Raw genomic sequence first — 11,086 nt, forward strand, 5'->3', positions numbered from 1 at the left:
CCTATCGGATGTGAATGGTGCCCATCCGGTGCAAAGCATTAACGCTCGAGAAGGAAGACATGTCTGATCGCCACCTGGCTTTCTGGCCAGCATCCCAACCAAGGCATCTCACAGTGCCGCGGACCCATCTGTTCTATAACGTCGAAGTGTCGGCAACGCGTTTTCCCGACAAGCCTTACATTCTCTATTACGGCACGCCGCTCAGTTTTGCGCAGTTTCGCGATGAAGCCGGGCGTATCGCCGGTTATCTTCAGCATGAATGCGGCGTCAAGAAGGGCGACCGCGTCCTGCTCTACCTGCAGAACAGTCCGCAGTTCGTGCTCGCCTATTACGGCATCCTGCGCGCGGATGCCGTTGTCGTTCCGGTTAATCCCATGAACCGCACCACGGAGCTGCGCCACTACGTGCAGGATACCGGAGCCAGGACGGCAATCGTGCCGCAGGACCTTTATCAACAGATGGCGCCCCTGCTTGGCGACGGACTGGAAAACATTCTCGTTGCAGCCTATTCCGATTATCTGAAACAGCCGACCGATCTGCGCATGCCGGACTTCGTCAGCGCTCCGCGTGAGAACATCAGCGGCAAGGGCGTCACGCTGTGGGCCGACATGCTGGAGCGCAATCTGCGCCCCGGTCCAATGACGGCAGGTCCGGACAACCTCTGCGTGATGCCCTACACCTCGGGCACCACCGGTCATCCCAAGGGTTGCATGCATACGCATGGAAGCGTGATGTATAGCCTGGTGGCCAGCATGCAATGGTTCGGCGCGCACCAGGATGCGGTCATGCTGTCGGTGCTTCCCTTCTTTCACGTGACCGGCATGCAGGGAAGCATGAGCGGGCCGCTTTATCTGGGAAGCACGATCGTCGTGCTCTCGCGCTGGGACCGGGAGGTGGCGAGCGAATGCATACAGCGCCATCGCGTCACTTCCCTTCAGGTGATCTCAACCATGGTCGTTGACATGCTGGCCAATCCGCGCATCGGCGAGTACGACTTGTCGAGCCTGCGCGGCATCCGTGGCGGCGGTGCGGCGATGCCGGCGGCGGTGGCGAAGAAGCTGGATGACTTGATCGGACTGCCTTATGTCGAAGGCTACGGCATGTCGGAAACCATCGCGGCCACGCATATCAACCCGCCCCAGCGTCCGAAGCGGCAATGCCTCGGCATTCCGATTTACGACGTCGATGCACGTGTCGTCGATCCTGCAGATTTCCATGAACTGGCTGCCGGCGAAGTCGGCGAGATCGTGGTGCATGCGCCCAACGTGATGCAGGGTTACTGGAACCATCCGGAAGCCACGCGCGAAGCCTTCATCGAACTCGACGGCAAGCGTTTCCTTCGCACAGGAGACTTGGCCACCACCGACGAGGACGGGTATTTCTTCATGGTCGACCGTCTCAAGCGCATGATCAATGCCTCCGGCTTCAAGGTCTGGCCAGCCGAAGTGGAAGCGCTGATGTACCAACATCCGGCCATCCAGGAAGCCTGCATCATCGCCGCCCGGGATGCCAAGCGCGGCGAGACCGTGAAAGCCATGGTGGTGTTGAAGGAAGCCTATCGCGGCCAGGTGACCGAGCAGGAAATCATCGATTGGGCGCACCAGAACATGGCGGCATACAAGAGCCCGCGCATCGTGCAGTTCGTCGATGCACTGCCGAAGTCGCCGACCGGGAAAATTCAGTGGCGCCAACTGCAGGAAAAGGAGAATGCGGCATAGCCGGTTCATTCCGGCCATCGGTAAAGGCATTGTCGGAAAATCAGAAATTCAGCGAACCGGCGATCAATGGGCACAGCCCCGGACAACGACAGAAAATGGTGGAGACAGCATGCGATTTGATAACAAGGTAGCGATCATCACCGGTGCCGCCAGCGGCATCGGCCGGGCAACGGCGCAGCGGCTCTTTAACGAGGGTGCCTCGGTAGCCCTGGTGGATCGCAACGAAGACGCTCTCGCAGGCGTGGCGGCAGAACTGGGAACGCCTTCACGGGTTTGGTTCGGCGCGCTCGACATCTCGGACGTGGCACAGGTCGAGCGCTGCGTCGGCGAGGTGTTCGAGCGTTTCGGACGCATCGACGCCTTGTGCAACAATGCGGGCATTTCCGGCGGCGACTACTCCCCTATCACGGACACCGATACCGCCGTCTGGCAGCAGATCATCGCCGTCAACATCATGGGCGCGGTGCATTTCACCAAGTACGCGGCGCGCATCATGCGCGACCAGGGCAGCGGGGCCATCGTCAATACCGCCTCGGTGGCGGGCATACGTTCCGGCGCCGGCGGCAACGCTTACAGCGCTTCCAAGGCGGCCGTCATTAATCTCACCATGACCAGCGCCTGCGATCTGGGCCAGGCGAACGTGCGGGTCAACGCGGTCTGCCCCGGCCTGATCGAGACCGGGATGACCGCGCCGGTGTTCGAACGCGCCAGGGCCGCACAGAAGGAAGACCGGCTCGGCTCTCGCTGCGAGCTGCGGCGCTACGGACGGCCGGAGGAAGTCGCCGCCGTGATCGCCTTCCTTGCCAGCGACGACGCCAGCTACGTTACCGGCCAGGCCTTGCCGGTCGACGGCGGCAACACCGCGTCGCTCAATCTGCCCGGCATGAAAGTCTAGATTCCAGGTTAGTACACGAATTCAAGCAGCGGCTGCAGTACCATGCCCGTCCGGTGCAGGGAAGCGGTTTGTTCAAGCGGCGAAGGGGCATGCAATATTAAAAACCCTGACTGATTCAAGGAGACATTCAATGAGATTCGACCGAAAAGGCGCACGTCTCGGCCGCCCCCTTCTGCTCGGCGCATTCGTCGGCCTGGCGCTTGCCGGATGCGGCGGCGATAACGCAGACCGCAACCGCGTTCTGACCGACCGCGGCGAAGTGCTCGGCAACGAGACGGCAAGCATGCACCAGTATCTCGGCATCCCCTATGCGGCACCGCCGACCGGTGCGCGGCGCTGGAAGGCACCCGAACCGCCGGCGGCATGGAGCGGCACGCGCGAGGCCGGCAAGTTCGGAAGCGGCTGCCCGCAAACCGGCGGCGCCTTCGGTGCCGCCAGCACCAACGAAGACTGCTTGTACCTGAACGTATTCACGCCCAAGGGAGACGGGCCCTTCCCCGTCATGGTCTGGATCCATGGCGGCGCCTTCGTTTCCGGCTCCGGCGACAGCTACGATGCCAGCAAGCTGGTCGCGCAGGGCGTGGCAGTCGTGACGATCAACTACCGCCTCGGCCATCTCGGATTCCTCGCCCATCCTTCGCTCAGCGCCGAGCAAGGCGGCTCCTCCGGCAACTATGGCCTGATGGACCAGCAGGCGGCGCTGCGCTGGGTAAAGAACAACATCGCGCAATTCCGCGGCGATCCGAACAACGTGACCGTCTTCGGCGAATCGGCCGGTGGCCTTAGCGTGCAATCGCAGGTGGCTTCTCCGCTGGCGGCCGGTCTCTTCAACAAGGCCATTGTGCAAAGCGGCTCGTATACGCTTGACCAGCCTTCGCTGGCGCAGGCTCAGGCCGGCGGCACGGCAGTCGCCACCGCCGCCGGCTGTACCGACCAGAGCGCAAGCTGCCTGCGGGCGCTGACGGTCGAGCAGATCCTGCAGCGGCAGGCAGGCGCCAACGTGGTGCCGACCATCGACAACAAGGTGCTTCCCGTGAGCTTGCGGGCGGCGTTCACCTCGGGCAGCTTCAACAAGGTGCCGGTCATCGAAGGCAGCAACGCCGACGAATACAGCCTGCTTTCGGCGGCAAGGATGGATCTGGTGCCATCCGTCGGGCCAGTCACCGCCGCGAATTACCAGGCACGCGTCAGCAGCCTGATCGCCGCCTCGGGCAGGACGTTCGAGCAGGTCAATGCGCAATATCCGCTGAGCGCCTATGCGAGCCCGGTCGAAGCCTATGACGCAATTGCCACCGATCTTCTGTTCGCCTGCTCCGGACGCACTTCGGCAAGACTCAAGAGCGCAAGCGGAGCCAATGTTTATGCGTATGAATTCAATGACCCGAACGCGCCGATGATCTATCTGCCGCCTGCGACGCGTCCACGCTGGGGCGCCTACCATGCCGCCGAAATCCAGTACCTGTTCCCGACCAGCCGCGCCGGCGTGACGTATACGGCGGCTCAGCAAGCACTATCCAATCAGATGGTCGCCTACTGGACTGCCTTCGCGAAGAACGGCAACCCGAACGGCACTGGTCCGGCCTGGCCGCAATTCACCAATGCGAACGACACTTTTGTATCGCTCGAACCGGGGACATCGCGCACCGTGACCAACTTTGCTCAGCGCCACAAGTGCGCTTTCTGGACGGGTTCATGACCTTGCAAGGCATGGCAAGCTAGCCAAAGCGATGCGGGCTTTGGCGTCCGCATCGCCTTGCGGGGGCCGACAAGGTACGACAATGTTGGACCTCGGCCGGCTTCGACCAGGGCCGCCCCGACGGTGTAAGCTGTCGCCATGGATTCCCTCATTACCGCTTCTGCCCGTGCACTTGCCGCCGGCGACCCGCTCGGTGCGCTCAAGCGGGTCGCACTGCGCGACGATCCGCCGGCACTTGCCCTGCGCGGCATCGCCATGGCGCAGCTCGACGAGCATGCGCGCGCGCGGGAACTCCTGCGTCGCGCCGCCCGCGGCTTCGGCAGCCACGAAGAACTGGCGCGCGCGCGATGTGTCGTCGCGGATGCCGAAGTGGCGCTGGCAATGCGCGAATTCGCAGACTCGCCGCGCGCGCTGGCGTCTGCAATAGCCGTGCTCGATGCACATGCCGATCATGCCAATGCACTGCACGCCAGACTCATCTCGGCACGCCGTCTCCTGCTGCTCGGACGCCTCGACGAAGCCCGGGCTACGCTGACCCGGCTCGAAACCGAAACACGAAGCATGCCGCCCTCGCTTGCTGCGGTGGCCGATCTGACTTCGGCCGAACTTGCATTGCGCTCACTGCGCATCGATGCGGCGCGGGAGGCGCTCGCCCGCGCGCAAGGTGCGGCTGTCCGCGCATCCGTGCCCGCGCTTGTGGCGGAAGTGACAGAGATGCAGGCGTCCCTTAGCCGCCCCGCTGCCCGGCGCATCAATGCCGGCGAAGAGCAGGTACTGAGCCTCGACGAAATTTCCGCCCTGCTTGAATCGGATGCGCTGGTGGTCGATGCTTGCCGGCACGGACTGGGCATCGGCGCACGGTGGGTGCCCCTGGCGCGCCGGCCGGTCCTGTTCACCCTGGCGCGACTGCTCGCCGAAACATGGCCGGGCGACGCCGGCCGTGATGTCTTGATTGCCTGCGCGTTTCGGACCCGTCGTCCGGACGAGTCGCACCGGGTGCGCCTGAGGGTCGAGATCGGCCGCTTGCGGGCGCTTGTTGCGGGATTGGCGAGCATCGAAGCCACCCCCCGGGGTTTTGTATTGAAACCCCATGACCACCGCCCCGTCGTGGTACTGGCGCCTCCCATGGATGGCGACCAGGCCTCGCTGGTAGCGCTGCTGTCCGATGGCGCGGCGTGGTCCACCTCCGCCCTGGCGCTGGCGCTCGGCGCGAGTCAGCGAACAGTGCAGCGGGCACTGGCCGAACTCGAGGCCGAGGGCCGGGTCCGTTCGGTGGGGCAGGCACGGGCGCGCCGCTGGCTGGCGCCGCCGCTGCGGGGATTCACGACGATCTTGTTACTCCCTTCCGCGCTCCCGATTGGTTAAAGTTGTCTTGCGGCGCCGATCCGAGGCGCGACTCAAGGAGCAGCGATGACCAGCAAGACCAGCAAAGACAATCAAAAGGTACGAACGCACAAAGCGGAAATCGTGCGTGAGTACGGACCCTTCGATGGCGCCGACAGCGTTGCCGGCGTTACCCACGATGGACGGCATGTCTGGGCCGCGACCGGGGCGAAACTGGTGGCCTTTGATCCCGGGAACGGCGCAATCCGGCGCACGATCGACTGCGCCTGCGATGCGGGCACCGCCTTTGACGGCACCTACCTTTACCAGATTGCCGAGACGCGCATCGACAAGATCGACCCGAGCACCGGTAATGTGGTTGCGTCGATTCCGGCTCCCGGCCAAGGAAACGACTCGGGGCTGACATGGGCGGAAGGAAGCCTGTGGGTCGGCCAGTACCGCGACCGCAAGATCCACCAGATCGATCCGGCAACCGGAGCCATTCGGCGAACCATCGAATCCAATCGCTTCGTCACCGGCGTGACCTGGGCCGATGGCGAACTGTGGCACGGCACCTGGGAAGGTGACGACAGCGACATACGCCGAATCGATCCGCACAGCGGCGCCGTGCTCGAACGTCTCGAAATGCCTCAGGGAGCGGGGGTCAGCGGCCTCGAGGCCGACGGCGCCGGGCTTTTCTACTGCGGCGGTGGAAAAAGCGGAAAGGTGCGTGCCGTGCGGCGTCCAAAGGAAGCCTTGGATCCGGAAACCAATGCTCAGGCTTCAGCCGCCTGATACCGGATTTACCCAGCCTGATCAAACCAACATCCGCCGCCAGGATGGCTGCGCGGCGTATTGAAAACGCGTACAGCTTTTTAGAACCGAACACCGAGGAGCACACCATGAATACCACACTTACCGCATCGAACACCGTCGATCATGCCGTCGTCGCAAGGGACAGATGGCTGGCCGAACGCGAGGCGCTGCTTGCGAGGGAAAAGGAACTGATGCGCCTGCATGACCAGCTGGCCCGCGAACGCCGCGCGCTGCCGTGGGTACGTATCGAGAAGAACTACGTCTTCGATAGTATCGAGGGCCGGCGTTCTCTGGCGGATCTGTTCGGCGGGCGCCGCCAATTGCTGGTGCAGCACTTCATGCTCGGCCCGGGATGGGAACAAGGTTGCCCCAGCTGTTCCTACATGGCCGACCATATCGACGGCATGAACGTGCACCTTGCCAATCGCGATGTCACGCTGCTGGTCGTCTCGCGCGCCCCTCTGGTCGAGATTTTGCGCTTTCGCCAGCGCATGGGCTGGCAATTCAGCTGGGTGTCGTCGCATGGCACCGACTTCAATTATGACTTCGGCGTCAGTTTCACACCCGAGCAGCGGTCCACCGGCGAGGTTCCGTACAACTATGGCATGCGTCCTTTCCCGAGCGAAGAGGCGCCCGGCATCAGCGTCTTCTACAAGGACGACGCCGGCGACATCTACCACACCTATTCCACCTATGGACGCGGCGTGGAGGTAATGATGGGCACGTATCAAATGCTCGACCTCGTACCCAAGGGCCGCGACGAGCACAATCCGGCGCGCACCATGGATTGGGTGCGTCACCATGATCGTTATGAGCCGGCGCAGGCCGCCAAGCAGGCGTCCGCTACCAGTTCATGCTGCCATGCGCCGAATGACGGACAGCTTGCCCAGACGTCATGACCAGCCTCTGGAACAGCCTGTGGCCATGGATGGCGGTGGCGGGCGCAGGCGCCCTTCATGGATTGAACCCGGCCACCGGCTGGATGTTCGCCGCCGCCTTGGGCGTACGCTCGCATGACCGGATGCAGGCGCTGCGAGCCCTGATTCCCATCGCGGTCGGCCACGCGGGGGCAATCGGGCTCGTTGCTGCCGCCCTGGTATTGGGTCTGCGCATGGATCGCGTCGCGCTGCAATTCATGGCCGCCGGGCTGTTCGTGATCGTCGCCGGGTTTCATCTTTTAGGACGCATGCCCGCGGCAGCCCGCAAAACAGCGGGACATGCCGGCCTGGCGCTTTGGTCCTTCATGATGGCTACCATGCACGGCGCCGGACTAATGCTGCTGCCATCACTGTTTGCAATCTGTTCCGGCAACGCATCGACCGGAGAGATCACTGCATCGGACTCGCTGTTGCCGGCACTCGGGGCAATCGGATTGCACACGATTGTGATGGTTGTCGTTTCGGGCCTGGCCGCCGCCGGCATCTGCCGGGGCGCTGACGCCTTCGCCCGTCTGCACTCGGGCATCAAGCGCAAACCAGGCGCAGCGTCATCGTTGGCGAACCGAGGCGGCGTCGATACCTGAAGTACTGTCTGAGGCGACTGCCGCTTGACTTATCAATTTCCGCCTTTGCGATTAGCATCCGTACCGCTGCATTTTTATAGTCGGATGGAAACGCACGAAGATATCGCACGGATCAGAATCGAGATGAGCTTACTTAGGCAGCTTGCGGCGGAAACACTTGGAGCAGCGTTACTGACAGCGATCTCTATTGGATCGAGCATGACTGCACTCTACCTGGAAAGCAGCCCCATGGCCGCGCTGATGTCCGGCGCAATTGCCGGCGGCTTGGGCCTGTTCGCGCTGCTGGCTTGTTTCGGTAACATATCGGGCGCGCACTTCAATCCTGTACTCAGCCTGTCAGAGTCATGGCGAGGAGGCCTTTCCCCACCTTCTACAGCAGCTTACATCGCTGCTCAATGCATCGGCGCCTTTGCGGGCGTTGCGGCCGCGCATTTCATGTTTAATGCGCCGCTATTCGAGGCAGCAACGATTGCGCGTTCCGGTCCCAGCCAATGGGCGAGCGAATTCATCGCGACATTCAGCCTGATCGGCATATGCATCGGGGCCTCCAGGCACAGGAGCGATATCCTGCCGTACGCCGTCTGCTGCTATGTGATCGCCGCTTTACTGTTTACGCCCTCCGCAGCCTTCATGAATCCTGCCATTACGCTTGCAAAAGCTGCGACGGCATCACCGACAGGCATCCGTCCGAGCGACGTTCCGGGCTTTGTACTGGCCCAGCTATGCGGAGGAATGTCCGCCACGTGGCTGTTCCAATGGTTGTATCCGACGTGCCCGGTGCGACATGCGAAACATATAGCAGACCTGCCTTCGTTAATGCCAGTTACAGACGCACTGCCGAAGTCGCGATGAACGCATGTCCCGGTGACCAGTGCACCAGACGGTACCCGGTGCTCGCTCCGGCCACCTTGCACGCCGGCGATTGAGTAGAATAGCCGGTCTGCAAACGCAAGCGACACGCTTCACCTATGGATACCCTCAATGCGCCACCGCGCCCCCAGCCTGATTCCTTGGGCGATCTCTTCATTTCGTTCACGCTTCTAGCGTTGCAAGGGTTTGGCGGCGTCCTAGCGGTAGTTCAGCACAATCTCGTGGAAAAGAAGAAGTGGCTGACGCGCGAGGAATTCGTCGAGGAATGGGCAGTGGCGCAAATCATGCCCGGTCCGAACGTCGTGAACTTGGCGCTGATCATCGGCGGACGCTATTTCGGCTTGCGCGGAGCGCTCACGGCATTGGCAGGCATGCTGCTTGTGCCTTTGATGCTGCTGCTCGTGCTGGCCATCATTTATGCGCACGTCGCCGAGCATCCTGAGGTCGCGGGTGCCCTGCGCGGCATGGGTGCCGTCGCTGCCGGCCTGATTGGTGCGAGCGGCCTGAAACTGGCGGTCACCCTCAACAAGCACCCGCTAGGTCGGGTCCTTGCGTTCGCATTCTGCATATCGACCCTGATTGCGATTGCCGCATTTCGCTGGCCGCTGTATGTCGTGCTGCCCGTATTCGGCGGCCTTTGCTGTTTCCTTACCTACCGAAGGCTTAAGCCGTGAGCACCGCGATCGCACTCGAACTTCACTGGGCGGATTGGCTTGGCCTGTTCGGCCACTATCTCCTGCTTTCGATGCTGTCCATCGGCGGGGCGATCTCCACGACCAGTGAAATGCACCGCTATCTGGTTGACGAGCATCATTGGCTTACCGCCAGCCAGTTCAATGCGTCGATTGCAATTGCGCAAGCCGCACCTGGGCCGAATGTTCTCTTCGTGGCGCTGATGGGATGGAATGTGGGCATGAACGCAGGCGGCATGCCGACCGCGTTCTTCGGCATGCTGGTGACAATGATCGGCATCCTGCTTCCAAGCACGACGCTCACTTATCTTGCTGCGCAATGGGGACACCGCAATCGTGAGCTGCGAGCAGTGCGCGCGTTCAAAGTCGGCATGGGACCCGTCGTCATTGCGCTGTTGCTTGCAACAAGCTGGGTGCTCGCGAGTACCAACGCCCACGGCGCGCCCGCTGGGGAATGGAAGTTGTGGCTGATATCGATCTTGTCTGCACTTGTCATCTGGCGCACCAAGATTCATCTGCTCATTCTGCTAGCCTTCGGCGCACTTGCAGGTGGCCTCGGACTTCTCTAATCAACGCCCGATTGATCTTCATGATTGCGTTTAGCTACACGAATCGATCAGCTTCCGTGCGGCGTGTGTGGCGTTGTCTTATAAAGAAGCAGCGCGACTGGATCACTCAAGTTCGGTTAGTTCGTCAATAAACATTTGAAGCAGCTGCCGGCTAGCAGAATCGGTATCGAGTAACTCAATTCCACTGCGATACATTTTTTCCTGGATCTTGGTGGTATGCGTGACGGTACCCCAGATATTGACTCGTCTGCTTTCTTCCAGCGTTCGAAGTTCAAAAGCAATTGCACATGCGCTGTTCGATGCAATCGGCGCATCACTGAGAATTCCAATACCGCCAAGTGAGATTTCCACCGTCCGCACGGGAGTGATGGGAAGTTGGGGTAACAATATCCTTGCTGGCACCATCAGCGGTCTGCGCACGGACTTTCTACGTTCTGATGTTGAAATGGCTTCCATGCAATTCAAAATGACCGGCTAACCCAATCTATCCATGTGGCGGAAAGAATCGAGGAGACGATGCTATTTCTTTCCAATCGGTAAGTATCCCATACTTGCCTAGAGATAGTGTTCAACGTCTTACTCGTGGCATAGCGATATCCTACCGATATCAGGTATGGTCAGTTTGATGGCATGTAAGAAAATGCAATTGTTCAGATCAACAGAGGTACAAGAATTGCACGTGCGAGATACCGGTTAGCCTGATGTGGGGGCACAGCAATGCGTTTCCTTCGACGGATAATTCCGTCGCAGTACTGTAAGTCGCGTTCCGAATTTACTGCAAACAGGATGGAGCGCATAAGAGACGAGGCTGGAGGAACTTGAGGGAACTGCAAGAGATAGTGAGATAGTGAGATAGTGAGATAGTGAGATAGTGAGATAGTGAAACGGCATCAAGGCATCGCTTCTATTTTCCGCTGCCCCAAAGCAAACAGCCCTGCGTCCATGAGGAGGCAGGGCTGATGCGGTAGAACTAGCCTGACGATGA

The 11,086-nt window shown here is 61.2% G+C and carries 11 protein-coding genes; 10 read left to right on the top strand and 1 reads right to left on the bottom strand.

What is annotated here, in order from left to right; all coding sequences use genetic code 11:
* The first annotated feature begins 59 nt into the window (after positions 1-59).
* From RY831_RS24585 to RY831_RS24630, 10 genes are all read left to right on the top strand, one after another.
* Positions 60-1,718, top strand: coding sequence for a long-chain fatty acid--CoA ligase (locus tag RY831_RS24585; protein ID WP_326509011.1), 1,659 nt, complete (start codon positions 60-62; stop codon positions 1,716-1,718).
* A 109-nt stretch (positions 1,719-1,827) separates the two neighbouring features.
* Positions 1,828-2,613: an SDR family NAD(P)-dependent oxidoreductase gene (locus RY831_RS24590; RefSeq protein WP_326509012.1), complete on the top strand. Its 786-nt coding sequence runs from the start codon at positions 1,828-1,830 to the stop codon at positions 2,611-2,613.
* 130 nt (positions 2,614-2,743) lie between these two features.
* On the top strand, positions 2,744-4,309 hold the full coding sequence (locus tag RY831_RS24595; protein ID WP_326509013.1) for a carboxylesterase/lipase family protein: 1,566 nt from the start codon (positions 2,744-2,746) through the stop codon (positions 4,307-4,309).
* Between the two features lie 138 nt (positions 4,310-4,447).
* Complete coding sequence (locus RY831_RS24600) at positions 4,448-5,674, top strand: helix-turn-helix domain-containing protein (RefSeq protein WP_326509014.1); 1,227 nt, start codon at positions 4,448-4,450, stop codon at positions 5,672-5,674.
* A 45-nt stretch (positions 5,675-5,719) separates the two neighbouring features.
* Positions 5,720-6,427, top strand: coding sequence for a Vgb family protein (locus RY831_RS24605; RefSeq protein WP_326509015.1), 708 nt, complete (start codon positions 5,720-5,722; stop codon positions 6,425-6,427).
* Positions 6,428-6,534: 107 nt separating this feature from the next.
* Entirely contained in the window at positions 6,535-7,347 is an 813-nt protein-coding gene (locus RY831_RS24610) for a DUF899 domain-containing protein (RefSeq protein WP_326509016.1), read from the top strand.
* Positions 7,344-7,970: a hypothetical protein gene (locus RY831_RS24615; RefSeq protein WP_326509017.1), complete on the top strand. Its 627-nt coding sequence runs from the start codon at positions 7,344-7,346 to the stop codon at positions 7,968-7,970. The genes RY831_RS24610 and RY831_RS24615 overlap by 4 nt, the downstream gene beginning before the upstream one ends.
* Positions 7,971-7,994: 24 nt before the next feature.
* Positions 7,995-8,822 carry an aquaporin gene (locus RY831_RS24620; RefSeq protein WP_326509018.1) on the top strand — a complete coding sequence of 276 codons (828 nt, stop codon included), beginning with the start codon at positions 7,995-7,997 and terminating at the stop codon, positions 8,820-8,822.
* Between the two features lie 116 nt (positions 8,823-8,938).
* Positions 8,939-9,514 (top strand): chromate transporter, encoded by a 576-nt coding sequence (locus RY831_RS24625; protein WP_326509019.1) that lies wholly within the window; start codon positions 8,939-8,941, stop codon positions 9,512-9,514.
* Entirely contained in the window at positions 9,511-10,101 is a 591-nt protein-coding gene (locus RY831_RS24630) for a chromate transporter (RefSeq protein ID WP_326509020.1), read from the top strand. The genes RY831_RS24625 and RY831_RS24630 overlap by 4 nt, the downstream gene beginning before the upstream one ends.
* A gap of 102 nt (positions 10,102-10,203) precedes the next feature.
* Here the strand turns inward: RY831_RS24630 and RY831_RS24635 are convergent, their stop codons facing one another.
* Positions 10,204-10,557 (bottom strand): PilZ domain-containing protein, encoded by a 354-nt coding sequence (locus RY831_RS24635; protein WP_326509021.1) that lies wholly within the window; start codon positions 10,555-10,557, stop codon positions 10,204-10,206.
* Between the last annotated feature and the right edge of the window lie 529 nt (positions 10,558-11,086).

Source organism: Noviherbaspirillum album, from assembly GCF_035916955.1.
Taxonomy (GTDB): Bacteria; Pseudomonadota; Gammaproteobacteria; order Burkholderiales; family Burkholderiaceae_D; genus Noviherbaspirillum; species Noviherbaspirillum album.

What these genes read in the sequence shown, in the direction of transcription:
- RY831_RS24585 (WP_326509011.1), top strand. Translation starts at nt 60, where the DNA reads ATGTCTGATCGCCACCTGGCTTTCTGGCCAGCATCCCAACCAAGGCAT.
- RY831_RS24590 (WP_326509012.1), top strand. Translation starts at nt 1,828, where the DNA reads ATGCGATTTGATAACAAGGTAGCGATCATCACCGGTGCCGCCAGCGGC.
- RY831_RS24595 (WP_326509013.1), top strand. Translation starts at nt 2,744, where the DNA reads ATGAGATTCGACCGAAAAGGCGCACGTCTCGGCCGCCCCCTTCTGCTC.
- RY831_RS24600 (WP_326509014.1), top strand. Translation starts at nt 4,448, where the DNA reads ATGGATTCCCTCATTACCGCTTCTGCCCGTGCACTTGCCGCCGGCGAC.
- RY831_RS24605 (WP_326509015.1), top strand. Translation starts at nt 5,720, where the DNA reads ATGACCAGCAAGACCAGCAAAGACAATCAAAAGGTACGAACGCACAAA.
- RY831_RS24610 (WP_326509016.1), top strand. Translation starts at nt 6,535, where the DNA reads ATGAATACCACACTTACCGCATCGAACACCGTCGATCATGCCGTCGTC.
- RY831_RS24615 (WP_326509017.1), top strand. Translation starts at nt 7,344, where the DNA reads ATGACCAGCCTCTGGAACAGCCTGTGGCCATGGATGGCGGTGGCGGGC.
- RY831_RS24625 (WP_326509019.1), top strand. Translation starts at nt 8,939, where the DNA reads ATGGATACCCTCAATGCGCCACCGCGCCCCCAGCCTGATTCCTTGGGC.
- RY831_RS24635 (WP_326509021.1), bottom strand. Translation starts at nt 10,557, where the DNA reads ATGGAAGCCATTTCAACATCAGAACGTAGAAAGTCCGTGCGCAGACCG.